The sequence below is a fragment of the Nonomuraea polychroma genome (assembly GCF_004011505.1).
GTDB lineage: Bacteria > Actinomycetota > Actinomycetes > Streptosporangiales > Streptosporangiaceae > Nonomuraea > Nonomuraea polychroma.
Window position 1 is genome coordinate 8,294,455 of sequence record NZ_SAUN01000001.1, and the last position, 27,000, is coordinate 8,321,454.

At 69.0% G+C, this 27,000-nt stretch carries 24 protein-coding genes and 2 pseudogenes; 7 read left to right on the forward strand and 19 right to left on the reverse strand.

Annotation, left to right across the window (positions count from 1 at the left end; translation table 11 throughout):
- The first annotated feature begins 19 nt into the window (after nucleotides 1-19).
- The gene (locus EDD27_RS37925; RefSeq protein WP_127936669.1) at nucleotides 20-397 is read left to right on the forward strand and encodes an ArsR/SmtB family transcription factor; all 378 of its coding nucleotides are present in this window, start codon (nucleotides 20-22) and stop codon (nucleotides 395-397) included.
- Between the two features lie 507 nt (nucleotides 398-904).
- Here the strand turns inward: EDD27_RS37925 and EDD27_RS58010 are convergent.
- From EDD27_RS58010 to EDD27_RS58975, 6 genes and pseudogenes are all read right to left on the reverse strand, one after another.
- Nucleotides 905-1,030 (reverse strand): hypothetical protein, encoded by a 126-nt coding sequence (locus EDD27_RS58010; protein WP_277750780.1) that lies wholly within the window; start codon nucleotides 1,028-1,030, stop codon nucleotides 905-907.
- 106 nt (nucleotides 1,031-1,136) lie between these two features.
- Nucleotides 1,137-1,535 carry an arsenate reductase ArsC gene (locus EDD27_RS37940; RefSeq protein ID WP_127936670.1) on the reverse strand — a complete coding sequence of 133 codons (399 nt, stop codon included), beginning with the start codon at nucleotides 1,533-1,535 and terminating at the stop codon, nucleotides 1,137-1,139.
- Nucleotides 1,528-2,610: an ACR3 family arsenite efflux transporter gene (arsB, locus tag EDD27_RS37945; RefSeq protein ID WP_127936671.1), complete on the reverse strand. Its 1,083-nt coding sequence runs from the start codon at nucleotides 2,608-2,610 to the stop codon at nucleotides 1,528-1,530. The genes EDD27_RS37940 and arsB overlap by 8 nt, the downstream gene beginning before the upstream one ends.
- A gap of 14 nt (nucleotides 2,611-2,624) precedes the next feature.
- A complete protein-coding gene (locus EDD27_RS37950) occupies nucleotides 2,625-2,966 on the reverse strand; it encodes an ArsR/SmtB family transcription factor (protein WP_127936672.1) in 342 nt (113 codons plus the stop codon).
- A gap of 78 nt (nucleotides 2,967-3,044) precedes the next feature.
- Nucleotides 3,045-3,479: pseudogene (locus EDD27_RS58970) on the reverse strand (arsenate reductase ArsC).
- Nucleotides 3,480-3,494: 15 nt separating this feature from the next.
- Nucleotides 3,495-3,614 (reverse strand): annotated as a pseudogene (locus tag EDD27_RS58975) (hypothetical protein); the annotation flags it as partial.
- Nucleotides 3,615-3,721: 107 nt separating this feature from the next.
- Between EDD27_RS58975 and EDD27_RS37960 the strand changes: the two are divergent.
- On the forward strand, nucleotides 3,722-5,203 hold the full coding sequence (locus tag EDD27_RS37960; protein ID WP_127936673.1) for an alkaline phosphatase PhoX: 1,482 nt from the start codon (nucleotides 3,722-3,724) through the stop codon (nucleotides 5,201-5,203).
- A 177-nt stretch (nucleotides 5,204-5,380) separates the two neighbouring features.
- Here EDD27_RS37960 and EDD27_RS37965 read toward each other — a convergent pair whose 3' ends face one another.
- The 3 genes from EDD27_RS37965 to EDD27_RS37975 all read right to left on the reverse strand — a co-directional run bounded on the left by EDD27_RS37965 (nucleotide 5,381) and on the right by EDD27_RS37975 (nucleotide 9,105).
- Complete coding sequence (locus tag EDD27_RS37965) at nucleotides 5,381-7,177, reverse strand: glycosyltransferase (protein ID WP_241564473.1); 1,797 nt, start codon at nucleotides 7,175-7,177, stop codon at nucleotides 5,381-5,383.
- Between the two features lie 234 nt (nucleotides 7,178-7,411).
- Complete coding sequence (locus tag EDD27_RS37970; protein ID WP_127936674.1) at nucleotides 7,412-8,050, reverse strand: response regulator; 639 nt, start codon at nucleotides 8,048-8,050, stop codon at nucleotides 7,412-7,414.
- A complete protein-coding gene (locus EDD27_RS37975) occupies nucleotides 8,047-9,105 on the reverse strand; it encodes a sensor histidine kinase (RefSeq protein WP_127936675.1) in 1,059 nt (352 codons plus the stop codon). Before EDD27_RS37975 ends, EDD27_RS37970 begins: the two co-directional genes overlap by 4 nt.
- 112 nt (nucleotides 9,106-9,217) lie before the next feature.
- On the opposite strand from EDD27_RS37975, the gene EDD27_RS37980 reads away from it, so the two are divergent.
- From EDD27_RS37980 to EDD27_RS38000, 5 genes are all read left to right on the forward strand, one after another.
- On the forward strand, nucleotides 9,218-10,585 hold the full coding sequence (locus EDD27_RS37980; protein WP_127936676.1) for an alpha/beta fold hydrolase: 1,368 nt from the start codon (nucleotides 9,218-9,220) through the stop codon (nucleotides 10,583-10,585).
- Nucleotides 10,582-11,325, forward strand: a complete 744-nt coding sequence (locus EDD27_RS37985) for a hypothetical protein (protein WP_127936677.1) — start codon at nucleotides 10,582-10,584, stop codon at nucleotides 11,323-11,325. The genes EDD27_RS37980 and EDD27_RS37985 overlap by 4 nt, the downstream gene beginning before the upstream one ends.
- A 345-nt stretch (nucleotides 11,326-11,670) precedes the next feature.
- A complete protein-coding gene (locus EDD27_RS37990; protein WP_127936678.1) occupies nucleotides 11,671-12,108 on the forward strand; it encodes a phage holin family protein in 438 nt (145 codons plus the stop codon).
- Nucleotides 12,105-12,734 (forward strand): DUF3618 domain-containing protein, encoded by a 630-nt coding sequence (locus EDD27_RS37995; RefSeq protein WP_127936679.1) that lies wholly within the window; start codon nucleotides 12,105-12,107, stop codon nucleotides 12,732-12,734. The genes EDD27_RS37990 and EDD27_RS37995 overlap by 4 nt, the downstream gene beginning before the upstream one ends.
- Before the next feature lie 134 nt (nucleotides 12,735-12,868).
- Nucleotides 12,869-13,855 carry a YihY/virulence factor BrkB family protein gene (locus EDD27_RS38000; RefSeq protein WP_127936680.1) on the forward strand — a complete coding sequence of 329 codons (987 nt, stop codon included), beginning with the start codon at nucleotides 12,869-12,871 and terminating at the stop codon, nucleotides 13,853-13,855.
- Between the two features lie 191 nt (nucleotides 13,856-14,046).
- Here the strand turns inward: EDD27_RS38000 and EDD27_RS54840 are convergent, their stop codons facing one another.
- The 10 genes from EDD27_RS54840 to EDD27_RS38045 all read right to left on the reverse strand — a co-directional run bounded on the left by EDD27_RS54840 (nucleotide 14,047) and on the right by EDD27_RS38045 (nucleotide 26,949).
- Nucleotides 14,047-14,292, reverse strand: a complete 246-nt coding sequence (locus EDD27_RS54840; protein WP_164903974.1) for a hypothetical protein — start codon at nucleotides 14,290-14,292, stop codon at nucleotides 14,047-14,049.
- Between the two features lie 147 nt (nucleotides 14,293-14,439).
- Nucleotides 14,440-16,101, reverse strand: a complete 1,662-nt coding sequence (locus EDD27_RS38005) for an ABC transporter ATP-binding protein (RefSeq protein WP_127936681.1) — start codon at nucleotides 16,099-16,101, stop codon at nucleotides 14,440-14,442.
- Entirely contained in the window at nucleotides 16,098-17,942 is a 1,845-nt protein-coding gene (locus EDD27_RS38010; RefSeq protein ID WP_164903975.1) for a TOMM precursor leader peptide-binding protein, read from the reverse strand. Before EDD27_RS38010 ends, EDD27_RS38005 begins: the two co-directional genes overlap by 4 nt.
- Nucleotides 17,943-18,024: 82 nt before the next feature.
- Nucleotides 18,025-19,764: a YcaO-like family protein gene (locus EDD27_RS38015; protein ID WP_127936683.1), complete on the reverse strand. Its 1,740-nt coding sequence runs from the start codon at nucleotides 19,762-19,764 to the stop codon at nucleotides 18,025-18,027.
- Nucleotides 19,765-19,784: 20 nt separating this feature from the next.
- Nucleotides 19,785-21,131 carry a SagB family peptide dehydrogenase gene (locus EDD27_RS38020; protein ID WP_127936684.1) on the reverse strand — a complete coding sequence of 449 codons (1,347 nt, stop codon included), beginning with the start codon at nucleotides 21,129-21,131 and terminating at the stop codon, nucleotides 19,785-19,787.
- Nucleotides 21,128-21,997, reverse strand: coding sequence for a thiopeptide-type bacteriocin biosynthesis protein (locus EDD27_RS38025; RefSeq protein WP_164903976.1), 870 nt, complete (start codon nucleotides 21,995-21,997; stop codon nucleotides 21,128-21,130). Before EDD27_RS38025 ends, EDD27_RS38020 begins: the two co-directional genes overlap by 4 nt.
- Before the next feature lies 1 nt (nucleotide 21,998).
- Nucleotides 21,999-24,548, reverse strand: a complete 2,550-nt coding sequence (locus tag EDD27_RS38030; RefSeq protein WP_127936686.1) for a lantibiotic dehydratase — start codon at nucleotides 24,546-24,548, stop codon at nucleotides 21,999-22,001.
- Between the two features lie 78 nt (nucleotides 24,549-24,626).
- On the reverse strand, nucleotides 24,627-24,848 hold the full coding sequence (locus tag EDD27_RS38035) for a thiomuracin/GE37468 family thiazolyl RiPP peptide (protein ID WP_127936687.1): 222 nt from the start codon (nucleotides 24,846-24,848) through the stop codon (nucleotides 24,627-24,629).
- Nucleotides 24,849-25,046: 198 nt separating this feature from the next.
- Nucleotides 25,047-25,544, reverse strand: a complete 498-nt coding sequence (locus EDD27_RS38040) for a Rossmann-fold NAD(P)-binding domain-containing protein (RefSeq protein ID WP_206641830.1) — start codon at nucleotides 25,542-25,544, stop codon at nucleotides 25,047-25,049.
- Nucleotides 25,545-25,743: 199 nt separating this feature from the next.
- Complete coding sequence (locus EDD27_RS38045) at nucleotides 25,744-26,949, reverse strand: M14 family zinc carboxypeptidase (protein ID WP_127936688.1); 1,206 nt, start codon at nucleotides 26,947-26,949, stop codon at nucleotides 25,744-25,746.
- Nucleotides 26,950-27,000: the final 51 nt, after the last annotated feature.

Genomic DNA, 27,000 nt, shown 5'->3' on the forward strand with positions numbered 1-27,000 from the left:
TCGAAGTAAGGGGTGCAGGATGACCGCCGTCACGATCCAGTGCTGCGCGCCGATCGCGCGCGAGCCGCTGTCGGAGACCGACGCCGCCGAGCTGGCGGTCATGCTCAAGGCCGTCGCCGATCCGGTACGACTGCGCCTGCTGTCGATGATCGGCTCCCACGCCGGAGGCGAGGCCTGCGTATGCGACCTCACCGACGCCTTCGACCTGACGGCGCCCACGATCTCGCACCACCTCAAGGTCTTGCGTACAGCGGGCTTGATCGACGGCGAACGGCGAGGCACCTGGGTCTACTACCGGATCATCCCCGAGGCGGTGAACAAGCTGGGCGCCCTGTTCGCGCCGCTCACCGAGTCCGCGCTCGGCAGGCCGGGTGAGCTGGAGCTCACCCCCGTATGACCGATGAACCCGCGTGGTCGAGGTCCTGGTCATCGGCGGTGGCCAGGCGGGGTTGGCCGTCGGCTACCACCTGCACCTGCGCGCACACCACCTGGACCACTCTGCGCCCGCCCCGCCTACTCCCTGACGAGGTAGACGGCCGCGCCTTGTGCGACCTGGCCACCCGCCGCCACAAAGCAGCCCAGACTGGCGAAAACCGCACCCGGCATCGGTGACCTGGGCGACATCGTCGCTGTCCCACCCGTACGTGAGGCCCGCGACCGGGGAGCGCTCAAGGCCGAACCGATGTTCGCCCGCCTCACACCACAGCGAGCGCCTGGAGCGACGGGCCGGACTGGCCGCGATCGGCATCGGCATGGGCATGCCCGGCTACCAGACCCCCGCCGAAACCCCCGACCGCGTCCAGCCGGACACCCTTGTGGCAGCGGCCCGCCTGCTGGTGGCCACCGTGTGGCTGCTGTCCGGCCGGTGCGACCTGACCGCCTCCCCGCAAACGAAGGCCCAGTTTCAAGAGGCGACAGACTGGGTGGCGGCCTGCTGGGCGAAATGCTCCTGCAGTGCGGTCATCTTGCCCAGGTAGCAGGCGGCCATCTGCAGGTGGGTGTAGGCGGTGTCCTCATCGATCGCGGTCATGGCGGCGCGGCAGGCGGTGTCGGCGCGAAGACCCCGGCCGGGGCGATGGGAGCGATCGCGTGGGTCGCCGGGGCCACGCCACCTGCCTGTCCCTTCGTCGCCGTCCTCAGCCGGAGGGGAGCAGCTCTTTGATCAGTTGCTCGATACGGGTACGGATCTCATCGCGGATCGGTCGGACGGCCTCGATACCTTGGCCCGCCGGGTCGTCGAGCTTCCAATCCTCGTAGCGCTTGCCGGGGAAGACCGGGCAGGCGTCGCCGCAGCCCATGGTGATGACCACGTCCGAGGCCTGCACAGCGTCGACGGTGAGGACCTTCGGCCGCTCGGCGGTGATGTCGATGCCGACCTCGCGCATGGCCTCCACCGCGACGGGGTTGATCTGGTCGGCGGGCGCGGATCCGGCCGAGCGGACCTCGATGCGGTCGCCGGCCAGGTGGGAGAGCCACCCGGCGGCCATCTGGGAGCGGCCGGCGTTGTGCACGCAGACGAACAGGACACTAGGCATCAGCGGGCTCCTTGCTGAACAGACGCCGCCCCCACAGGCTGACGTAAACCAGGGCGACCAGGACAGGCACCTCGATGAGCGGGCCGACCACTCCGGCCAGCGCCTGCCCCGAAGTGACGCCGAACACGCCGACGGCTACGGCGATGGCCAGCTCGAAGTTGTTGCCGGCCGCGGTGAAGGCGAGCGTGGAGGTGCGGTCATAGGGAAGGCCGATGGCCCGCCCGGCCAGGAACGAGCCGCCCCACATGAGGAAGAAGTACGCCAGCAGCGGCAGCGCGATCCGGGCCACGTCCAATGGACGCTCGCTGATCGTGTGCCCTTGCAGGGCGAACAGGATGACGATGGTGAACAGCAGCCCGTACAGCGCGATCGGGCCGATCTTCGGCAGGAAGCGGGTCTCGTACCATTCCCGGCCCTTGGACCTCTCGCCCAGCTTGCGGGACAGGTATCCGGCAGCGAGGGGGATTCCCAGGAAGATCAGCACGTACTGGGCGATGTCCCACATTGAGACGTCCAGCGCCGCTTGGGAAAGGCCGAGCCAGCCGGGCAGGATCTCCAGATAGAACCAGCCGAGCGCGCCGAAGGCGATGACCTGGAAGATGGAGTTGAGGGCGACCAGGACGGCGGCGGCCTCGCGGTCGCCGCAGGCCAGGTCGTTCCAGATGAGGACCATGGCGATGCAGCGGGCCAGGCCGACGATGATCAGCCCGGTGCGGTATTCGGGCAGGTCCGGCAGCAGGGCCCAGGCCAGCGCGAACATCAGGGCCGGGCCGACGATCCAGTTCAACACCAGGGACGCCAGCAGCATGCGGCGGTCGCCGGTGACGGTGTCGAGCCGGTCGTAGCGGACCTTGGCCAGCACCGGATACATCATCAGCAGCAGGCCCAGCGCGATGGGCAGCGAGATCTCGCCGATCTTCACCGCTTCCAGCGCCGTGTCCAGGCCGGGCACCAGCCGTCCGAGGAGCAGTCCGGCGGCCATCGCCAGCCCGATCCACACCGGCAGGAATCGATCCAGCGTGGACAGTCCGCCGATCACGCCTGAACTTTTGGTCGTGACAGTTGTGGACGGCATCCAGCTTCCTAGCCTCAGACCGTGGCGGGCGTGTTGAGCAGCGCTGACAGTTCGGCGAGCGTGTCGGGAACGAGCCGGTAGTACACCCAGGAGGCGCGCCGTTCGGAGGTGAGCAGGCCGACGTCCTTGAGCACCTTCAGGTGGTGACTGATGGTCGGCTGGGACAGCTCGAAGGCATCGGTGATGTCGCACACGCAGGCCTCGCCGCCTTCGCGGCTGGCCACGATCGACAGGATGCGCAGCCGTACAGGATCGCCCAGCGCCTTGAAGACGCGAGCCACGCCTGCGGCCTGGTCGGCGTCGAATGGCTCGCGGGCCAGCGGCGGGCTGCACTCCAGAAGTTCGAGCAGGTCCATTCACGCTCCATGCATAGATACCGGCCGATGTCGGCCACCGTCTATATTGACAGACATCTATCCGTGCTCGCGACAGGGTCAGCTGCTCGCCGGCACTTCGAGGTCGGCCAGGAGGGCGCGGACGCGGCGCTCGATCTCGTCGCGGATCGGGCGGATCTCCGCCACCGTCTTGCCCGCCGGATCGTCCAGCTCCCAGTCCAGGTAGCGCTTGCCGGGTTAGACCGGGCAGGCATCGCCGCAGCCCATGGTGATCACGACATCGGCGGCGCGGACGATCTCCTCGGTCCACGGCTTGGGGTACTCGCGGGAGATGTCGATGCCGCGCTCGGCCATCGAGGCGATCGCGGCGGGGTTGACCTCAGAGGCGAACTCCGAGCCGCCCGACCAGCCGACGGCGTGCTCGCCGGCCAGTTCGGTGAAGAAGCCGAGCGCCATCTGGGAGCGCCCGGCGTTGTGTACGCACAGGAACAGCACGATCGGACGACCGTCGTGATGGCCCTCGACCCTGGCCAGGGCGTGCAGGCGCTGGCGGGCGAACCGTTCGGCGAGCAGCGGCAGGAAGTTGGCGACTGCCGCCTTGGTGGCGAACTGGTCGTGCGGCCCGCCACTGGCTCGCCGGGCGTAACACCGCCCGGCAGACCACGACATCCGGACATCAAGCCTTGTTCATCAGGCGATCACCAGACAGACACATAGAAATTTGTCTATATATGGAGGATCGAGTCGCTCTTTGCACCCTCGTAAGGGGAATCATCATGGATTCCGTTGACCGCAGATCCTTCCTGGCCACGACAGGCGGCGCGCTGGCCGCCGGCGTCGCGATGAACACACTCGGCGCGCACGCCGCCTGGGCCGAGGCCGGCCGCTCTGACTTCCACCCCGGCCAGGTCGGCTATGGCGAGCTGCGCCGCACCAAGTCCCGCAACACCGGCGAGGAACTGCTCGCGCTGCCTGAAGGATTCACCTACATCGTCCTCGGCAAGACCGGCACGCCCATGACCGACGGCGTCGCCACCCCCATCGCCCACGACGGCATGGCCGCCTTCCCCGGCACCCGCCGTGACACTGTCCGCCTGATCCGCAACCACGAAGTACGCACCACGCCCGGCTCCCCGACCGGCCGCGTGTACGTGGAAGGGTCCGAGCGCTACGACGAACTGGGCGTCGCCGGCACCACCACACTGGAGGTGGACCTGCGCAGCGGCGAGGTGCTCCGGCACTTCGTCAGCCTCAACGGCACCATCGTCAACTGCGCCGGCGGCATGATGCTGCACCAGCGCGGCTGGCTGACCTGCGAAGAGACCACGGCCGGCCCCAAGCAGGGCTGGAAGCAAAAGCACGGCTACATCTACGAAGTGCCGCTGGACGGCCCGCAGCCCGGCAAGCCCGCCGCCTCCCAGCCCCTCAAGGCCATGGGCCGCTTCTCCCACGAGGCCGTCGCCGTCGACCCGCGCACCGGTTACGTGTACGAGACCGAGGACGACTCCGGCAAGCCCAACGGGCTCTACCGCTTCCGCCCCACGGACCCGCGCAATCTGGCCGCCGGCGGCGTGCTGGAGATGCTCAAGATCAAGGGCCGGGACGGCTACGACTGCCGCGAAGGGCAGAAGATGGGCGCCCGCCTGCCGGTCGAATGGGTGCGTATCGACGACCCCGACCCGGACCTGGAGAACGGCGCCAAGACCTGCACCCAGCAGGGCCTGGCCAAGGGCGGTGCCAAGTTCAACCGCCTCGAAGGCTGCTGGTACGGCGACGGCAGCATCTTCTTCAACTCCACCAGCGGCGGCGACGCCAAGAACGGCGACGCGCCAGGCGCAGACGGGTACGTGGAGGGTTACGGCCAGGTCTGGCAGTACATCCCCAGCCGCCGCGACGGCGGCACGCTGGTGCTGGTGTATGAGTCGCCGGGGCGTAAGGAACTCGACTCGCCGGACAACCTGACCTTCAGCCCGCGCGGCGGCATCGTCCTGTGCGAGGACGACGCCTCCGACGCCGACGCCGACCCGCACCCGCTCGCGCCCGGTCTGGAGAACGTCAACCGGCTGATCGGCCTGGACCCGGGCGGCCAGCCGTTCGAGTTCGCCGTCAACATCAGCGACGACAGCGAGTTCGCCGGCGCCTGCTTCAGCCCCGATGGCTCGACGATGTTCGTCAACGCCCTCGGCAGCACCACCGCACTGGAGCCGCCCGGCCGCACCTACGCCATCCGCGGCCCTTGGCGGCGCGGACCGCTGTAGGCAGCCCGAGGCGGTGGGCCGACCAGCCGGTCGGCCCACCGCCAAGCCGCACACGGGGTCGTTGCCGAGCAAGAAGGGCGCCTGATGCGTGCCCATCTGCTCGAACACCGAGTAGCTCCCGTCCTTGTCGCTCCACCTGAGCCAGGCGGCGACCGTGAAACTCCGATCCGGCGGTGCTCAGCGGCCCGCTTCCAGATCGGCCAGCAGCGCGGCCCACCGTCTCCCGATGACCTCCCGGTCGTATCGCTCGGAGGTACGCAGCGCCGCCTCCCCCATCTGGTGGCGCTCGTGTTCGTCGTCGAGGAGCAGGCCGATCGCCGCGGCCATGGCGTCGACGTCCCGTGGCGGGACGAGCAGCCCGTCGTGCCCGTGGGTGATGAGCTCGCCGGGACCGTGCGGGCAGTCGAAGGCGACCACGGGCACGCCCTTGCTCAGCGCCTCCAGGACGGCCATCGGGAAGCCCTCGCGGCGGGAGCTGAGCACGAAGAGGGAGGCCTCGTCGAGCTCGGCGCCGACGTCGCGCGACGAGCCGGGCAGCTCGGCCGAGTCCAGCCCGAGCTCCCCAGCGAGCGACTGGAGGCGGGTCCGCTCCGCTCCCGATCCGACGATGCGCAGCGTCCACCCGGGATGTGAGACGCTGACCTGCTCCCACGCCCGCAGGAGGAGGTCGTGGCCCTTGACCTTGGTGAGGCGGCCGACGGCGAGGACGTTCTTGGCGGTCAGGGGCGACGGCCCGCCGCTGACGGGCGGCGCGGCGTTGGGGATGCGCAGCAGGTGGCGGGGCGCGCGGGAGCCCAGAGCCGCGCGGTAGGCGCCGAGGTCGGCCTCGGTCAAGGTGACGAGCGCGTCGAGCCTGCCGTACCTCCGGGTGATCATTTTCTGGACTGCGCGCTTGTGCGACCTGAAGCCGGTGTGCTCCTGCCCGATGGTGATCACGCCGGGCGGGGTCAGCAGGGCGGCGGCCAGGTTGAGCCCGGGACGCGTGGTGATCAGCACGCCGGTGCGCAGACCGCGGAGGAAGCGCAGGAGGGTGAGGTCGGTACGCAGGTCGAACCTGTCGTAGGCCGTCTCCTCCCGCGGGATCAGCCTGCTGCGCAGCAGCCGCGGCACGCGGCGCCGCGGCGGGCGTTCGTCCAGGAACGTGACGCGGACGCCGGGCGGCACCGGGAAGAAGGGCCGTTCCCTGGCCCTGACGACGCTGACGATCTCCACGTCGTGGTCGGCCGACAGGGAGCTCGCGAGGTTGAAGGCGGTCCTGATGGTGCCGCCCATGCCGTACGCGTGCAGCAGCAGGATCGTCACCTGCCGTGTGCTGGGCGGACCGGCCCGGCGGGCCCTGCGGCGGTCGGCCGCCCGGAGCAGGAACGGGCCCAGCCTGCGGGCGTTCGTCGCCAGGTGGATGGCGGCCGGGGTCACGATGACCGAGCCGAGGACGTCCGTGGGGTAGTGCGCGCCGAGGTAGACCCTCGCCAGCATCTGCCCGATCACGAGCAGGCCGCCCGCCGCGACGACCGGCCGATGCCAGCGGGTCTTCCTGGTCAGCAGCGCGATCGCGACGGCCACGGACAGGGTGAGGCACACGTGGCCGCTGGGGAAGCTGTCCGGGCCGAGCCCCTGCACCAGCGCGTGCGACGCCGCCGGCCTGGGCCGGTCCACCAGGACCTTGACCACCAGGCTGACGCCCCACCCCGCGACGATCGCCGCCAGCGCCCGCCGGACGGCGCGCGAGCGTCCGACGGCGGCCGCCGCGACGAGAGCGGCCACCAGGAACGCACCCGCGACGTTGCCGAACGCCACGTCGAGCACCTGCGCCACCGCGGTGGTCCACGGACCGCGGACCGACTGCACCGCCCCGCTCACGCTCGCGTCCGCCGCGGTCCACGCGGGCGTGCGGGAGGCGAACCCGACCACCACCCCGAGAGCCAGGAGCGCAACGGAGATCGGGACATGGAACCTCGCTGTGCTCGACCGCATGCAGGCACGGTAGGGAACGGCACATGAGATCCTGATGAGGATCCGAACGGCTGGGCGTGTGCTCGACGCCGGAGCCGGCAGCGATGACGAAGTTGATCGCTGGTGCCGGGTCAGGCGGTTCGGCGCCAGACGCGCGCATGTGCCAGCGCAGGTATCACGGCTATTTCAGCCTCGGCAACCACGCAGAAACTGTCCGGCCGTTCACGAATGCGCCAGAAGCGGGGGCCATGAGCGTCAGTTCGAAAATGGCGCATTGCGCAGCAGCAGGGCCGCCTGTACCCGGTTCGTGCAGTTCAGTTTGGCGAGGATGCGGCTGACGTAGGTCTTGACGCTGGCCTCGGTCATGTGGACGCGCCGGGCGACCTGGGCGTTGGACAGGCCCTGAGCCACCAGGGCGAGGATGTCGGTTTCGCGTGCGGTGAGGGTGGCCAACCGGCGGACGGCGTCGCGTCCGCGCTCGTCGCCGCCCGGCGCTGCCATGTCGAGCACCTGGCGCGCCACGGCCGGCGAGAGGTACGCCTGCCCCGCGTGAGCGGCACGGACCGCGCGAATCAACTCCTCGGGGGTGCACGCCTTCAGGACGAACCCGGACACGCCTTGCCGCACCGCTCGCCGTACGTTGTCCTCGTTGCCGAAAGCGGTGAGCAGCACCACCCGCGGCCCTGTCAGCTCGGCCGCTGCGGCCAGGCCGTCCATCACCGGCATCGAGATGTCCAGGAGGGCGACGTCGACGTGGTGTCGGCGGGCGGCCTGCACCGCCTCGCGTCCGTCGCGCGCGACGGCCACCACCTCGATGTCCCCGGCCGACTCCAGGACGGTGCGGATGCCGGCGGCGATGAGGGGCTCGTCATCAGCGATCAAGGTCTTGATCACGTGGCGGCCACCGCGAGGGCCGGCACCAGCGGGAGCATCGCGACGAGCCGGAACTCCCGCGGTCCCGGGTGGACCTGAAGCAGACCCCCAGCCGCGGCGATGCGTTCGGTGAGCCCCTGCAGGCCGCTACCGCCGCTGACGGAGGAGGAGGGACGGCGGGGCGCCGGGTTCGCCACCGAGACCAGGAGAGCGTCGGGCTGCCAGTCGAGCGACACGGTGATCGGCGTGCCGGGCGCGTGCTTGACCGCGTTGGTCAGCCCTTCCTGCACGACCCGGTAGGCGGCGTGGGACGCCTTCGGGTCGGTGAGCGGGACGGCCTCGCCGGACGTCTCGATCGTCACCATGGCCCCCGCTGCCTGGGACCGTGCGACGAGATCGTCGATGTTGTCCAGGCCGGGAGCATCATGGCTGCGTAGCGCGTTGACCACCTCGTGCAGTTCCGCCGCGGCGGCACGGGCGGTGCCCGCCAGGGCGCCCACCGCCCGCTGCTGGTCGAGGGGCAAAGGGCCCACCTCCAGCGCTGCGGCCTGCACGGACACCAGGCTGAGCAGATGGCCGAGCGAGTCATGCATGTCATGGGCGATGCGCAGCCGCTCGCGTAGCCGCTCCTGTTCAGCGATGAGGGCACTTTCCCGGCGCAGGTGCTCGCGCTCCTGGGCCACGTACCGGCCGGCGAGCAACGGCAGCGCTGTCAGCATGACGACGCGGGCCAAGGTGATCCAGACCTCCTGAGCGCCGGGTGAGCGCTCCACGGCCAGCAGGAGAACGCACACGTACGCGCTCAGGGCACACGCCGTCACCACCACATCTCTGCGTGCGGAGATGCGGTGCCCGGCCTGAAAGCCGGTGCAGATCAGCAAGGCCAGCGACCCGCCGGTGAGCACCGCGAGCGCCAGCGCCGTGAGGAAGGCCACGAACGGCAGGCGGTTCATCGCCGCCATGGTGAGCGCCGCGGCCATGGCGTACGCGGAGAGCGCCCATCCCCCCGTCCCGTCCAGCCACAGCAGCGCCGTGTCCGCGACCACGACCGCGGCGACAAGCGCATACCTGGACATACGCCTCACCTTACTCGTTGCGTTTCGTGGCACTCATAGTCAACTTTGGTGAACAGTCATCGATGACTTTCGGCGGCAGATCCCGGCTGTCCGCGCTCTTAGTGTTCTGCGCATGCTCAAGACATTCATGGCGCTGGCCGTGCTCACGACACCAGTCAGCGCCCCGACGCCGCAGCCGTCTCTCCAGTGGAGCGCCTGCCCCATCGCGGGTGCGCCCGAGCTCCAGTGCGCGGACCTGCCCGTCGCCCTGTCGCCCAAGAGCGACCGCAAGATCCCCCTGAAGGTGGCCCGCCTGCCCGCCACCGGTGCCAAGAAGGGATCCGTGCTGGTCAACTTCGGCGGCCCTCAGGGGTACCAGATCGCGTCGCTGGGCTCACGCACCCAGATCTTCGACAAGATCCGTACGTCGATGGATGTCGTGACCTGGGACCCGCGAGGCTATCCCGGGCTCAGCGGCGCGGTGCTGCAGTGCGACTGGGGCTTTGTGCGCACCCCGGCGTTCCCTGCCGACCAGGCCGGGTTCGACCGGCTCGCCGCGGCGAACAAGGCCAGGGGCGACAAGTGCCGCGACACCGATCCGGAGCTGTTCGACCATATGGACTCCTCCGCCGACGCCCGAGACGCCGACGCCATCCGCAAAGCGCTCGGAGAGGACAAAATGAACTTCCTCGGCCTGTCCTACGGGGGGACGATCGCGCAGTCCTACGCCCGGCTGTTCCCCGACCGTGTGCGCACGATCTACATCGACGGCACCCGAAACCACAGCCTCCGCAACTGGGAACGGGAACTCGACGCCGTGGCGCGCGAGACCGAGCGGTTCATGGACCGGTTCTTCGCCTGGGCGCCCGCCGGGACGGAGAAACGCTGGCGGGCGCTCATTGCCAAGGCCAACCGCGAGCCGATCCCCGCCCCGAAAGCCGACGCCCGCTTCGACGGCACACAGTTGCAGGCGATCGCGTTCCTCAAGCTCCGGCCCGGCCCCGCAAGCTGGGGCGACTTCGTGGCGGCCATCACGGCGGCCGAGGCCGGCGACGCTTCCGGCTTCGCGCTGTCGAGCCGGCAGCCCTACCCCGGCGCCCCCGGCGGTGGGTACAAGGAATGCGTGGACCTCCCGCGCCCCGCCGAGCAGCGGAACGTCGCGCGCACGGTCAAGCGGCTGCGCGCCATCGCCCCAAACACCGGCGCCTCCTTCGCCCTCGCCTGGCACCTGCCACTCACCTGCGCCGGCTGGCCGACCCCGGTGACCAACCCGCCCACGCCGATGCCCCGTACGCTGCCGCCGCTCCTGGGCGCAGGCACTTGGCAGGACTATGACTCCACCCGCCGGGTGGTCGAGCAGATCCCCGGCAGCCGCGTGATCGAACACGACGGCCCCGGCCACAACCTCTTCGGCGCGATGGCCAACCCCTGTGTCATCGACCACGTCAGCAGGTACGTCACCGAGCGCCGGCTGCCCCTCCGGGGAACCACGTGCCCTTGATCCGACGGAGGCGGGCCACGAACCCCCGCAGGCCACCACGCCGCCACAGGAAACGCTGGTGGATCGCGGCCGCCGTCACCGTGGTCTTCCTCACCACCGCCGCGGTGGGGACGGCCATCGCGTTCCCTTCCGTCGTGGCCACCACCTGCCCCGGGTGCTATGGCCTGGAGCGGCTGCGCCCCGGCCTGTACGTGGAACCGGGCCTGCCGCAGGCCCAACGCCGGCGTGTGATCCAGGTCATCGAGCAGGCCGACAAGCGAGTGCGTGACTTCTTCGCAGGGCGGAGAAGCTCTCCGGACGTCCTGGTGTGCCTGACCGACGACTGCTACCGCAGGATCGGCGGCGGCCGCGAACGCGGCATCGCCGTACTGAATCGGGCGGTGATGCTGTCCCCGCGCGGCGTCGATCCGGTGATCGCCTCACACGAGCTGACCCACGTGGAACTCCACGCCCGCCTCGGTGACGGCCAAGTCCCGCAGTGGTTCGATGAGGGCCTCGCCGTCCTGGTCAGCAACGACCCCCGATACCTCGCCCCAACCGGCGACCGCTGTCTGCTCGACTCCCGCGAACCCCTCCCGGCCACGCTCGCCGACTGGCTGCGCGCGGCGTCAGCGGATCCTCAGCTGTACGCCAAAGCCGCCTGCCAGGTGAGTCGTTGGGTAGGGACGAACGGCGGGAAAGAGGCCGTACGAACCCTCATCGAACGGCTCTCAACAGGACAGGCCTTCCCACACACCTAGATACCAGCCGCAGACCCCGCGGTTGCAAGATCGCCATCACCAGCAGCCTGCACGGGGCAAAACCGGCGCGGGCGGCGGACTCGTCGACGATGGCCTTGTCGCGAGGGCGGCGGCCAGGAGGAAGGCGTTTCGACGGATTGGCCGGCGCTCTGGCCACGCCCGGGACTCATCGCGTGGGAGCCGACAGTCGATCGGTAACGGACGGGCCTATCGGCTTCGGATTCCGCACTGAATCCGCGCTCATGAGCGTGCGGGAGCTGTCGTCCTGATCGCCACATGCTGTAGGCGATTGAGGGCAGTGGTGCGAAAAGGCGCCAAATCCCGACCGCAAGGAGAGGAGCGGCGATGAGTACGGTGCAGCCGCCTGCCGACGGCGGGCCCGGGACTGTCCGGAAGCAGGAGTCGCCGCCGGTCAGTGAGCTGATCAAACAGGCTTCCGAGCAGGTCTCGGTGCTGGTGCGCCAGGAGATACGGCTGGCGGCCGCCGAGATGAAGGACAAGGGCCGGTACGCCGGCCTGGGGGCCGGGTTGCTGGGCGCGGCCGCTCTGGTCGCGCTCTACGGCGCGGCCGCCCTGCTGGCTGCGGTGATCGCCGCTTTGACGCTGGTCATGCCGGCGTGGGTGGCGGCGCTGATCGCCGCTGTGGTGCTGCTGGCCGTGGCGGCGGTGCTGGGCCTGACCGGCCGCACACAGGTCACCCACGCGATGCCGCCGCTGCCCGAGCAGGCGATCGACAGCACCAGGCAAGACGTGACTGAGATCAAGGAAAGAGCACGACGATGACCACCAGCGGATCTCACATCACCGGCGAGCCGACCACAGCCAGGCCGCTTCAGAAAGATGAGCCGGCCGACTCCCGCGAGGAACTGCGTACCGATATCGACCAGACGCGCGAGCATCTGGCCGAAACCGTGGAGGCACTGGCCGCCAAGGCCGACGTCAAGACCCGCGCCAAGGACAAGACCGAGCAGGTCAAGGCGAACCTGGGCGCACGGGCCCGGCAGGCCGGAACCCAAGCCCGGACCAAGGCCGGCGAGTTCACGGCCAAGGCTCGAGCGATCACCTCCGACACCACGCCGACGATGCGTCGCGGTGCCGCCGCCACCGGCATCGCCGCCGCAGGGGCCGTCGCCGGCGCGGCGTGGCTGCGCCGCCGCCGCGCCCGTCGGCAGAGCCCCTGGCAGCGAGCGGTGCACACCGCTCGGCAAAGCAGCGCCCAGGTGCGCCACAAGGCCACCGACCTCGCCGGCACGGTCATGACCGCCGACCTGGCCGCCAAGGCACGCCATGCCGCCGCGTCACTGGCCGCCACACCCAGGGCTCAGGGGGCAGCAGCCGCGGCGATCGTCCTGCTCGTGCTCGGGCGGCTGCGCCGGCGCCGGGCCCGCCGACACGCCGGAGTGGGGTGAGCCGCCATGCTGCAGGGGACCCTCTTCGGGCTGGGGAAGGCCGCTGTTCAATGCGCCGGCGCAGCTAATGTGCGCAAGACGACCGGACGCCGGCCGGGCGACGACCGGCGTAAAGCCCGCGAAAGCGCACAGTCATGAGCAAGCGCCCCAACGCCGCCGACCGGCCGGGCAGACCGGCCGGCGGCGACGCCCCGGATACGCCGACCGAGCTGCCGAAAACCTCGTGGTGGGGTGCGGTCAAGCGCACCTTCGTCGAGTTCAAGGACGACAACCTGTCGGACTGGGCGGCCGCGCTCACCTACTACGGCGTGCTGTCGATCTTCCCGGCGATGCTGGTGGTCGTTTCCCTGGTCGGTGTGGGCGGCACGTCGGTGTCGCAATCATTGATCACCAACGTGGGGGACCTGGCGCCCGGGGCGGTCAAGCAGGTGCTCACCAACGCGCTCACAGAACTGCAGCGCGGGCAGGGCGGCGCGGGCCTGATGGCTCTTGCCGGTCTGGCCGTCGCCCTGTGGTCGGCGTCGGGATATGTGGGGGCGTTCATGCGCGCCTCCAACGCCATCTACGACGTCCCCGAAGGCCGGCCCGTCTGGAAAACGATCCCGCTGCGGATCGCCGTCACCCTGCTCACCCTGGTGCTGCTGTCGGCCAGCGCCATCGCCGTCGTGATCTCCGGGCCGCTGGCCCAGCGCGTCGGTGGCATCCTCGGACTCGGCTCAGCCGCGGTCACCGCATGGAACATCGCCAAGTGGCCGATCCTGCTGCTGGTCATCAGCTTCCTGTTCGCGCTGTTGTACTGGGCCTCACCCAACGCCAAGCGCGGATTTCGATGGGTCACCGCCGGCGGCGTCCTCGCCTTGGCCATATGGCTGGTCGCCTCCGCCGGCTTCGCCTTCTACGTCGCCAACTTCGGCTCCTACAACAAGACCTACGGCAGCCTCGCCGGAGTGATCATCTTCCTGGTGTGGTTGTGGATCACCAACATCGCCATCCTGCTGGGCGCCGAACTCAACGCCGAACTCGAACGCGGCCGCGCCATCGCCGGCGGACACCCCGAAGAGCAAGAGCCCTACGTTCAGCCACGCGACACCCGCAAATTCGACGACCACGACCAAAGGTGAGAACTCACTAGGCGCCTCAATAGCCACAAACGTTGACAAACTTCGCCGTAGTGATCTCCGGTGCCGTCAGTTGGAAAGGCCTTCAGCGGATGCTGGGAGCGGACTCCGTCGGCACCGCGCGGCTCGATCCGTTTCGGAGTGGCTGCTCATTATGTGCCGGGGAGCGTGAAACACGTTCCCCGGCACACGGGTCATCTGCAGTACACGTTGACAGTTCTATAGGTTCCACCAGGCTCCGGGACTCGGTAGACATCGTAGGGCGGCCACGCGTAGACGGTCCTCACGTACTCCCCACCCTCGGGGGCCTCTTCCGGGCACATCGGCGTGGACAGGGACGACGCGGCAGGCGGCGCCGTCGCACCATGGGCCGCGGTCACGGGAAGAACCGTGGCGACGAGCATGAAGCAGAGCACGCCTGCTTGGGTGAAAATCTTCACGCTACTTCCTTTCAGTCAGCGGTGAAACAACATCAAGGGCGACGGGGGCCACCGCCTGAAGACCTCCGCCGAGCTCTTCGAGATGTCCTTCTGTAAGAAGCCCCGCATTCCGACCGGCTGGCCACCACCTCATGATCGAAACGTCCTTCATGCCCGGCACCTCTCGATGATGCGTCCTTGTTCCATCGCCACCACGCGGTCTGTGGGCTGGATGCGCGGAAGCCGGTGCGCGATGATCACCAGAGTTCTCCCCTGGCAGTACGCTCGAAGGCCGTCGTAGACCTCGTCCGAGGTGACGCCGTCGAGGGCGCTGGTGATCTCGTCGACGATGAGTACTTGCCACCTGGCAAGCAGCGCCCTGGCCACCGCCAGTCGTTGACGCTCGCCGCCGGACAGTTGATGCCCCTCCACGCCGATGGGGGTGTCGAGGCCGCACGGCAGCTTCGCCACCAGATCGTCCAGCCGGACGGCGGCGATCGCCCGGGCGATGTCCTCCTCCGTCACGTCGTCGCGGGCGAACATCAGGTTCTCCCGGATCGATGCGTCGAACAGGGTGGTGTGCTGCGGGACGATCGTGGCCACATCGCGCAGTTCCGCACCGCCGGCGCCATCGACGTGGACGGTTCCCGCGGCCGGACGGAGGAGGCCGGCCATGACCAACCCCAGCGTGCTCTTGCCCGATCCCGTGCGCCCGCGCACGACCGTCACCGATCCGGCAGGCAGTTCCAGGTCTATCCCGCTGAGCACGGTACGCCCGCCGGCGCCGTAGGAGTGGCCCACATCGCGCAGGGTCACGCTGACCCCGGCGCTCGGAGCGAGGACGGCCGAGCCGCCGTCCACGGCCATTGGCGCCGGCATGTCCAGGTACTCGATGACGCGCTCGAACTTGGCCAGCGAGACGTGGAGGCCGCTGGACAACTGGAGCAGCGCTTGGATGGGCTGGGACAGCTGTAGCTGCAGCATCACCATGACGATCACGGTTCCGATGCTCAGCCCGGTGACCGATGTACCGGACAGCCAGAACACCAGGGGCGGGACACAGGCGAACGACACGCCGGTGATCACATAGGCGGTCGCGCCGACCACGCGCTGCCGAACTGTGATCTCACTCAGCTGTCGGCACACGTCGGTGAATCTTTCGCGCTGCCACCTCGTGCGGTGCAGCGTCCTGCCCAGGATGATCCCACCCAGATTGAGGTCCTCGGCGGCGAAACGCAGTACCGAGGTGATGTGCCGCTGCCGCTGCCGGGCCAGGTCCTGTCGCCTCTTTGCGAAGCGGTGGTTGAGCAGCGCCAGCACGTACGCCAAGGCGAAGGAGAGCAGGGCCAGCGGCCAGCTCAGCACCAGCATCGCGATACCCGCGGCGGCCAGCGCGGTCGAAGAGGCCAGCGCCTGCTGCATGGTGTTGGTGACGAACCGATCAACTCCGTCGATGTCGCTGACGAGCCGGGCCTGCACCTCAGCGTTGCTTTCCTCGGTATAGAAGTCCAACTCCTGTGCCTGGGCGCGGCCGTACACGGAGGCGCGCAGCGTGGCTGTCACCCGCTGACCGATGCTGTTGGTGAGTGCCACGTTGCCGACGGCCAGAGCGCTGTTCGCGATCCCCAGCACGACCATGAGCGCGCACAACAGCGTCAGCAGCGTGACGTCGCCGCGGAGCAGGCCTTGATCGATGACCGTGCGGGTCAGCAGCGGATTGACAACCCCCAACGGCACGGAGATCACCACGATGAGCAGGGAGGTCACCACGCGCCACCGATGGGGACGAAACCACGTCAGCATGCGCCGGACCACGAACGCGGCCGTCATGGGAAGGGGTGCGGGTCGGAGTTGAGCTCTTCGGGCGTCATATCCCGGTCGCGGTAACCGAGCAGCCGCGGCACGGTCAGCAGCCGCGGCAGGTCGTCCACCCGGCGGTTGTCGTGCCCGAAGGTCATAGACAAAGTGCCGGGAATCAGTACCTTCACGCAGGCGAACCCGCCGGCCCGGTGCTCGGAGCCGGTCTGCTCGATCACGATCACATCGAGCCCGGTGTCCAAGTAACGCTGGACCGTATCGGTGAGAACGCCCGTCAGATCGGTACCGGTGAAGGCTTCCGGGACTGCGATGTCAGCCGGCTTGCGGCGTCCGGACGATTCGGTCAGGAAGCTGAGCCGCCGCGCCGCGGCTGGATGCGCGTAGAGCAGGGCATGATCGTCCATCTCCTCGACGAGCCGGGGATCGGCCACCATCTGCCGCGCCCGATCCGCGTTCCGGGCGTACAGATCGGCCACGGGAACGATGCTGGACGCGACTTCCGCCAGCGCGTTGGCCATGGCGCGTTCGGGATCCGGGCTGGACCCGGCTGCGGAGATCGTCGCCGGACGGCCGTCGTCGCGAGGGTTCACGGCCATGGCCCATACGCAGGGGATCCGCTGCTCGACGCTGATGTCGTAGAAGGAGACGGCATACCCGGTCTCCGCCTCCAGCGACGCATGCCGCAGCTGCAGCCGGTGATCGGCGGCCGCGGCCAGCTCGATGCGCGGAGCGGGCATCCTGCAGTACCAGGTCAGCAGGAAGGCATCCCGCTCGGCGACCTCCAGAATGCCGTGCAGGATCGCCTCTTCCAGCGAGCCGCCGAGCGCGCATCCGTTGGAGATCTCGTAGATCAGCTCGTGCTCGTGCCCGTACCCGTGCTGGTAGTAGGCGCAGGCCTCTGGCACCAAGATCGGAGCTTCCCGTGCGAAGGAGTATCCCCACACCCAGGTGTAGGTCTCGTTCACGTCGAATGGCCGATACCGGAAGCCGGGCAAGCGGTACCGTTCCGGGGGGTAGAGGCCGAGAGTTCGCGGATCGAGTGCGTGATCGGCGACCTCGGCGAAGCTCGCGCGCACTGTCGGCCTGCGGGCGCCCGGAGCTCCGCCGTACCGCTCGAGCCCTTCCAGCACGGCGATGCGCCTGCTGGCGGCGCGGGTCTCCGCCCGCCCGTAGCCGACCACCTCGCCCCCGCCGCGCCCACCCACCGTGGCCGATGTGACGGCCAGTCCGCCTGCCGTCCACTCCGAGATCGAGCCGATCAAGCCGCATTCGGCGTCGACGTACAGCTCTTCCAGGTCTTCGGCGACGTCTCGCGTTCGGAAACTCCCCTCGCGATACATCTGCCGGGGTTCCAGGACCAGGTCGGCCAGCTGGGCGGTGTCTGCCGGCGCGTCGCCGCAGATGCCGCAGAACGAATCGGGCAGAAACGGGTGCAAGCTGACGTCGAGGCGTTCCAGATTCACCCGGAAGAATGCCTGGCGGGTGTGGGGGGAGCCGCCCTCGGACAGCAGCGCCGCCTCCGCTGCGACGAGTTCCGCCACTAGTGCGGCGCTCAACCGGGTGAGCCATGACGACGGGCGCTCACGCAGCACCTGGCCATGCCGCCGCCAGATGGCCCGATGCCCCTCCTGGTCGGCACGGACGCGGCGCCGTCGCCGCTCGGCGCAGGACACGCATCCCGCCTGGCCCGGGGTTTCCAGGGGGCCGATCACTACCTGACCAAGCTCCACGCGGACGCGCAGCCAGGGCGCCGCCAGTGCGGTGGCGGCCGCCCGCATCTCCGCCGTGCGAGCGGTGTTCCAGCTGTCGTCAGCCGCGATCAGCAGACACGGACGGCCGGATACCGGTGCCATGTCGTGACAGCTGACGTGCCAGCCGTCCGCGAGTTCCGCGGCGATCGCATCGCGTATCATCCCGATCCCGACAAGCGCCACCTCACGCATCACGCACCACCACCCGTGTCAGATACGGCATGATCGCGGCTACTTCCGGATCATGATCGAGAGGTATGGCTATCGCCACACGCCTCCGGGCACGTAGCCGCGACACCACCGCTGTCATGTCTGTGGCCGGAGTCGAGGTCCGTCGCCATGGGCCACGGAGCCGATCGGGCAGCGGTTCCGCTTCGCCGTACCCGGTGGATTGCAGGCGCAGTAGCGCGGACCTCAGCCCCTCCCCGAGTGCCTCAGCCGGATCCAGGTCGGTGAAGTAGCCGATCGTGACCTCCCCGGAGCAACATGCGAAGGTCGGGACACCGAGTGGACCGGTGAGGTCGTACACCTCAGGCAGCCCATCGAGCCGGGTGAGGATGTCCCGGCATCTCCGGCCCTCCTCGTGCAGATCGACCGCTGTGACGTCGATCCGGGGAAACGGCTCGGATCGCGATGCAAGGCCGGCCATGGTCATCTGCAGGCACTGATCGGCCAGCCCCCGGCCGACGGCGCGCTCCCAGTCATCACCGGCCGCGAGCCCGGCCCGGTCCCTCCCGAACACGTCGGCGGCCGGCAGCAACCGCGCCTTCTCCGGGTCGTCGATCTCGTATCCCCAGACGTAACCGCGTTGGAAGGCCGTCCGCGACCGCTTCGGACGGGCGTCGGGATCGGCCTGGGCGTCCATCAGCGGACGTCCGTCGGATCCGGCCAGCCGCCGGGGATCCACCGTGCGCGCTCCGTAGACGGCCAGCACCTTGCGCACGGCGTCGCGGCGCGCGGCGTCATGGCCGAACCCGGCGCCGATCTCGGCTTCCCCATCCGGCAGTACGGCACGGCAGAGGTTCAGCGGTATCTGCGGCTCTTCTACCTCGGTGAGGGTGAAGACTCCCAGGTACTCGTCGTTACAGGGTGCGATCCTGCGCAGGAACGACGCGTGGTCGAAGGGCTCGCCCGCCAAGAGGTCCCGCACCTGCTGAAGGAACTCCTCGCGCGAGCGTACGGATGCCGTTCGAGCGAAGGGATGGGGCAGGCATGAGTGCGACGTGCGCGTCCACGTGCCCTGCTCGATCCGGACGAGGCGTCCGCGTTCGGCGGGCGGCATGGCGCCCGTCAGCGCGCGGAAGACGGCATGGACCAGGAGTGCGGCCGCTCCCACCGGTGGTGTGCCGGCCTGCGCCGCCGCGGCGCCCATGCGGCGTCTGGCGTGGTCCCACCCCGGTGTCCCGGGCGGGAGGAGCCAGATGGCATCACCGGTGTGCACCATCAGGGCGAGCGGAATCGCGCGCTGAGCGCAGGCACGCTGCAGCGGCAGGGCCGTCAGCCCGTCGCCAGCGTAGAACACTATTTCGGTGCCCTCGGGCGGATCGAAGGCATCCGGTCTCATCACCGTGATGTTCCGCAAGCCGGACACCGACGCGGCCCGGACCAGCGGCTCCAGCATCGGCTCGACGCCCGCGATCACCACGGCGCGTTCGAGGTAGCGGGCTTCCCGGTCGTCATCCCGCTGTGGTACCTCCTGGACTGCGTCACAGGTCCGCAGGAGCTCGATGACCCGCTTCACCGCTTCCCCTCTATCGGGCGGTAACCCAGCGGTCAGGTCCTCAATCGTGTACCCGCCATCGAGAAACGGCGTCAGCCGTTCGATCCACTCCCCAATCGATGTCCCGTCGATGCGCGCCAGTCCGCGATGCGTGAGAACACGAACGCCGTCGTCGGTCGCGGCCATGTAGACGTCGTCGCGCAACCGCAACCGCAACCGCAGCCTCACCGTCCTGCCCCCCGGACAACGGAGCCGAGCGCGAATTCGCCCACCGTGCCTTCTTCCATTGCGTCCAGGCGGGTGGCCGCGGCGAACGCGGCGGCGTCCCCTCCGCCCAGCGCACAGGGCGCCAGCCCCATCGCGGTTGCCACCAGGTACATCGTCTGGAAGAGGACACCGACGTGCTTCATGATCAGCGAATAGGCCATCGACTGGTAGCTCCACATGACCCGCCCGAACCGCGCCGCGATCACCAGGAGCACCTGGGGCTCCTGGTCGGCCGCCGCCGACGCGGCAGCGGCGCGCAGGAGCCGCCGCACCTCGAGTGTGGCTCCGCAGATCCGTTCCAGCCGATGGTGCTGCGGATCGTAGTGATAAAGCCCCTGCTCGAGCCCGGAGACCTTCCAGATCACCGGGTAGATCTCCAGTTCGTGCATGGCTCCGCCGGCGGGATAGGGCCGGCTCACGTGGTCGACGCCGTTGCTGCGGTAGACATCCCGGTTTCGCGCGCAACGGTAGAGGAACTCTCCGAGTTCCGCTGCGGTCAGCGGGTTCGCGTCGTCGTGCCTGCGGATCGAGCGCCGCTGCTCCAGCGCGGCGGTCAGGCTGGGGTCGCCGGCACGCAGGCGACTCAGGTCAGGCCGGGCGAGATCGACAACCTCGCCGTCGAACGGCTCGCGATGCGCCGCCGGCGCGGCGAATCTCCCAGCCGCCCACGCGCTCTTGCCGTGCGGGACCTCGGGCAGGTGGGTGCGGCTGCGATGATGAAACCACAGCTCGTGCGGCTGCCACTGAGATGTCGACAGCCGATCGTCCTCGTCGTCGGCCTGGAGGACCGCCAAGCCGCAGGCCCACAGGTCGCGGCGGAGTCTGCGGAGGGCCGGGACGTCATCATCGGCCAGCCGCGACGGTCCGAGCCAGGCCAGGGCACGGGAGTCATGCAGCCGCACACGACACCATGAACGCGGGGACTCCAGGACCACCCCAGTTCCGTCCCTGCGGGCGATCGCGAACCGCGACAGCGCAAGGTCCGCAGGCGTCTCGCCGACGCGGGAGTCCTCGGGACCCTCCGGTTCCACGGTGTAGAGGTCCCGCCCGTCGCAGGTCACGGTGACGTGCAGCCATCCGCCGACCCGCAGCAGGCTCAGGTGGGCTTCGAAATCCAGCTCCGCCAGCTCTTTCACGGGGACGGACGCTTGACTCAGCCGATGCAGCAATGCCTGCTGCTCCGTGCTCAAGCGGCCAAGCCCCGTGCTGTACGGCCAGCTGAGCAGGTAGTAGGACTTGTCGGGAGCGACACCCCCGGCCACACCTGGTCGAATCCTGACGCTTTCCTCGATCTGTGACGTCATGCCAGCTGCTCTTCCTCACACAGTTCCAGGACGGTTCGCGCGGCCAAGGAGGAGGCATACCGTTCGGAGACAAGATCCACGCCCAGGCGGTTCGCCGCGAGGTGTGCGCACGTCGTCATCACCCCGGGTAGTCGCCGGCGGTCTGCCTCCAAGGCCTCCCGCAGCCTCGCCATCGTCCGTGACCAGCCCGCCAGGCCGTCGTCCAGCGATATCTGATGCGTATGGTCGACGAGCGCGCGCATGCGCCGGCCCAGCGGAAGCAGCACGTCACGTTGCCGCGCAAAGAGGTCGGCATAATCCGCATCCAGCGGCGCGATCTCAGCTGTTCTCCCGAGCCGAAGCCAGGCGATGAGGTACATCGCCACGACGGCGGTGACCCGCTGTTTGGGGGTGGCCCCTTCCGAGAGCATGTTCAGGACGATCCTGCTGGAATCCACAAAGTGCGCTTCCACCGCCGCCATCGCGGCTCGCCCGTAGCGCGGGTATTCCCTGCGGTAAGGGATGAACGATACGGAGTTGTTCGGCGCCAGTTCGCGAGCGAAGTCCGTCATCCCCTCCCCACGGGCCAGCAGAGCGGCTGTCTTCTCGTATTCCTCCTGACGAATCGCGTCGGCAGACGGGCAGGAGCGGAAGAAGGTGCGGCACCTCGCCTCGATGACGCGGCGGACCCGGTCGTAGTCGCGCGGCTCCGCGCGCACGCGCAGGCGCACGTGCGGTCCTCCCTCCCAGTAACGGAGAAAGAAGAAGTCCGGGCGAGCTCCCCCGTCCGCCAGTTCCTCCACGATCAGGCGAATCAGATAGACGATCACGGGATCCTGATCGCCGTGGTAGAAAATGTGCGCGCTCACCCACTCGTCGTGGCCCATGTCAAGCGCTCCACGCCGCGACATCGATCACCATCTCCATGACGTGGGCCCCGCCGTAGTTCTCGTGCGCCGACATCGGATCGGGCAGCGCCTCCTCGAAGACGACCGCGTCGTGCGGCTGTCGCAGGAACTCGGTGAAGGCCTGCAGGAGGAAGGGGTTGGCGAAATCCATGTAGAGCGGCTTGTGCTCGCTCGACCGGGCGAAGGAACGCTTTCTGGCGAGGCCTTTCACAAAGCACCTTTCCGGAATTCCGGAGCCCTTCCGCCATGCGGCCAGCCGTACGATGTATTCAGCCATCCGCTCGCCCGCCCGCCGCGCGGGGACGTTCGCCGGCGCCATCTTGCGGCTCGCCCTGCGCACCACCACGCGCCCCACGCGCGCCCTCGGGATCACGCTCACCTCGGGCAGCGCCGTCCAGTGCCCGCGCGGCGCGATGCTCATGATCGGCAGGGGAGGTTCTTCCCCGAACGCCCTGACGAGCAACTGCGCCGCACGCGGCAGCGTCCACGGGGCGCTCATGCCGAGATGCAGCGGCCAGATCTGCCGGTCGAGGCTCCCTGACCGCAGCCGTAGCAGCTCGCGGGCGTGATCCCGCTCCACCCACAGGTCGCGCAGATCGATCCGGCGGACACCCGGGCGCACGTCCCCGTGCCACGGATAGGCGATCTCGTACGGCGCACAGGGCTCCCGGACATTCAACGAGGTCCCCAGGGACCCGCCGAGCGCGGCGAACACCGGATAGTCACCGGAGGGCTGTGCCCACGGCTCCGTGCGATCGCCGACCAGATGGTCCAGGCGGCTGTGGCCCTTGCCGTATCCGGTGAAGACGTTGTTGACCACGAACACGGGGCCGGCCTCGTCCATCAGCGGTTGTCCGTACACCGCCACCGAATGCAGATCGTCCAGCCACGGGGGGAACCCGGCCACCGCGTCGGTCAACTCGCGGGCATCGATGCTGACGACCCCATCGGGATCGGCGTCCCGCCACAGAACACCGGCGGCGGCATCGCGGAGGGCATGCAACTCGTGGATGCGGCCGAACGCACTTGCCCGCCGGCTTCGGGCCGAATGCCACAGCCGGCCGATCTCCTTCCCCGCCAGAGAACCGCCGGCGACCTCTTTCATGACCTCGTGGTAGAAGTCCAGGAAGGGAATCCGTCGATGAGCGCCGGGGCGCTGCCCCCACCAGGTGTCCAGAGCGATCTTCAAGTCCTGGCCGGCGCTGAACAACGCGAGCCAGCGGCGGATGACCTGCAGGTCGGCCAGCACCGGCCGCCACGCGCGGCGGCTGCACTCGGCCAAGGGCCGCGCGGTCACGGCTACGTCGAAGGTCAGGCTCCCGTTCAGCGCGATCGGCTGCCCCAGATGGACGGATAGGCTCGCCAGCGCGCGGCGTGCCGTACTCAGCCGCCCCTGATGCCGCTCGACGTCCTCGATCGGTACGGCGGAGCGCACGGCCTCGCTGACGGCCTGAAGAAGTGAACTCTCCTCCGCGAACTCCTCACCCAGCGACCGCAGCCAGTGCCCCACCTCGCCCGGCGTGGTGATCTGCCCGTCGGGCTGCGGCACGATCTGCAGCAAGCCGATCTCGACGAGGTGCTCGAGGAAGGCGTTGACCTGTGCCGGCTGGGCGTTTCCCGTCGCCGCCAGTTTGCCGGCGAGGTCACCGAAGGTGATCACGCCCTCGTCGTGGATCAGCTTCAGACAGGCACGAATCGCCGGTGTGCCATCAGTCGTGATCATCGGCTCCTGCGGGGGATGACCCAGAAAGCGCAGCCGGTCACCCGCGGCGACCACGCTGGGATTGACGCGGACGATCATGCCGCGCCGTACCCGTTCGCTGGCCACCAGAGCGGCGTGCAGGTCTGACCGCGCGCCATGGCCGAGCTCGAGCACGCCTCGAGCGCTGCGCAATCCCCCGGCACACTGGCGGACCGCGGCGCCGTCATCCGTCCATGTGCCGAGTCCCGCCACCATGAACGTGCTGAAAGGGCTGGTCTTCGCCGTGGCCCGGGACAGGTACTTGGCAAGTGCAGGCGCCAGCCGCCGGGTGTCCCGGCTCGGGTCGGCCAGCCATTTCTCCAGGTCTGCCGAGAGAGCGGAGCTGGCCTGCAAGAGCGCTCGCCGGAAGGCCGGGGCGGACGCGAGTTCCCGCAGCCGGGACTCTCTGACAGCCGTCTCCGATCTGATCAGCTCCTCCAGCTTGTGCCCGCCGCCGCGCCACTGGTCGCAGGCGGCCAGCCAGCGGTGCACCCGGTCGGCGAGGTCGCGGCCGAGCAGCTCCCGCGTCGCCGGGTTCCACTCGCGCGCGGTGGGCTTGCGCACCTGGTAGAAGGCCCGCCGCAGGCCGACGAGGAGCGGCTTCGCAGGCTCTTCGGCCATGCTTGCGATCACCTTGTACAGCTCGTCGCTCAGTGCTCCGCCCTCGGCTTCCACCCATCGACGCAGCGCGAGCCGATCCTCCACGGCCCGTCCCACCTCGTGAAAGCGCAGCTCTCGTAGAACGACCGACGGCATTCCTGCCAGCCGGATCAACGGAGGAACGATCACCTTTCACCTCCCTCGATGACCATCGCGCCCATGCTTGCGGACCGTCTCGCTCCGAAGACGGCCCGCAGGCACTATCCGCTACTCTTCTTCCTCATCGAGGTCAGGAACCGAGTAGGGGTCATCTGCACACCCGCAGCCACTGCAGCAGACGTAACAGCGGGTGGGTCCGCAGCAGGACGCGACCACGTCCATGCCGCGGCCCAGCGTGAGTGTTTGCACCTCCAACCCGCTGACGGTGAGGTCGAACACGTCCATTGGAAGATCATGCACATCGAAGTCGAGTGTCTGGGTAGGCGGCATCGATACCCCTTTCTCCTGACGGAATGCGACATCACGCACTGTCGACGTTAGGGCGCGGCGGTATGTCCGAGGTATGTCGGGCCTATGGCGGCGGTTGCAGCCAGCTCGCCGTACGACGATGTCCTGGCGCGACGACCACGCGCGCAGATCGAAGGTGGCGACCAAACGACCCGCTCCGATCTGAGTGCAGGGTCGCGGTCAGTCGAGCGGGACGCCTGTGTGGCTCTCCAGGACTTGAATGAGGCGAGCCTGGAAATCTTCGTCTTGCGCTGCGGGGTGTGGTGTCTGCACCTGCTGGTGGTACCAGTAGCCGCCGGTGCCCGGGGTCACGTCATGGTGGGTGGCCAGCCACACCTGTGTCTGGTGCCCGGCGGTCAGGTCATCCGGTGCGCCGGCGCCGCCCATACGCGTGGGGACCCACCCAGGGTCGACCACATGGCTCGAGGTTCCCTTCCACCGGGACGCGATGGCGAGCGCGAGAGCGGTGACCCACAGTTTGCTGTCGCTGTAGGAAGCGGTGCCGGCGGTCAGCCGTCGCAGGTCGGCTCGGTAGAGGGCGGCAGACGTGGGCGCGTCCGGAATCGGTGGGATGGGGGCGCCCCCGGAGGCGAAGGCGCGGAACATGTGCCCGACGAGCCGGCGCCAGCTGTTGGCCGCTGCGTCGCCGGTGGCGGCCATGACACCGGCGTTGGCCATGAGCAGGATGACGAGGTCTTGCGAGGTGAAGTCGGCTCCTCGATCAGCCCCCCAGGGAAGGCCCGCGCAGAGTCCGCACTCGCGTGTCGCGGCACATGGAAGGCGCACACCTCTCTACTACGCAGGCCGGCGAAAGGGCGGAGCCGCAGAACACATTGTGTCCTGCGGCTGCGCGGTGTCGCACCGAACGGGTGACGGATCAGTCGGCGGTGGTGTCCCAGCCGTAGTCGGGCAGGCCGAAGAAGTCGTCACCGTCCAGAGTGTCGACGCCGCCGGTGGCCAGTCCGTTCATCAGTGACTCGATCCCGGTTCGCACCGAGTCGACGAACATGCCCTTGTGGTTCTGGCCCAGATCGTCCTGCTGGCCGCGCACCTCGAACAGGACGGTGCCGGTGCCGTTCAGAGCGAACGCCGATCGGCCCTGGCCGGCGTACTCGCGCGCGTCCGGGTGGAAGTAGCGGCCGACGGCTGCGAGGGGCGACTGCGCGCCGTACTTTTCGATCAGCCCGTTGTAGACCGAGAGCGCGTAACGGCGTGACTTGTCCTGGTCCAGCGCCGGCCACTGCGCCTTGTAGGCGGCGCCGTCCTGTACGCCGAGGGGCGGGTAGTCCAGTGAGAAGGTGATGAGGTCGCCGTCCTGGGGTCCGCCGGTCAGGCGATCGCACGGTCCCATGTGGTGCAGGTCGATGTAGGCGTCCACGGCGCCCTTTTCCTGGCGCAGGCCGACGTACACATCGCGGATCGCGCGCGATTCCGGAGTCAGGAAGAATCCCGCGTCGGTGTCCTTGCCGGGCAGATCCGCGGCCCGCGGCACGTAGTCGAGATCGGGGTTGAAGTCCCGGTTGAGGTCGTAGCCCGGGAGGTCGATCCCGTCACCGCGCAGGCTGTGGTACCAGGCCGCGGGAGCGCCTTGCAGTTGCGGGAACGCGGCCACGGTGTCGGCCCACGACAGCACGTTGATGCGCCGGTTGAGCTCGCCGCCGTCGGGGTTGACCATCGGCATCGCGACCAGCGTGATGTCCTCGAGCAGCTGCCTCGTCCGCGCGTCGCCGCCGCTGCCGAGGTCCTTGAGGATCGCGAGAAGTGCCTCGGTCCCGGTGCGCTCGTTGCCGTGGATCGCCGACGTCACCAGCAGGACTCGGTCACCGGTCCCGACGCGGGCCGCCCACAGCGCCCGCCCTTGTGAGGAGTGGCCCACGGCCTCCACGTCGACGCGTCCGCCGCTGGTTCGCTCTATCTGCGCCAGCGCTTCGCCGACCTGCTCATGGCTGGACCAGCCAGACCAGGAGGGGTCCTCCTGGATCTTGCAGTTTCCCGGGCCTTCTGCGGCCAGCGCGCTCGCGGGCGGGATAGTGACGATTGACGCGGTCAAAGCCACCGCGATAGCGGCGGCCAGCCTGCTCATCCGGGCACTGATGAATCTCGGTGACGGGCTTCCCGCGTTTCCCTCGGCTTT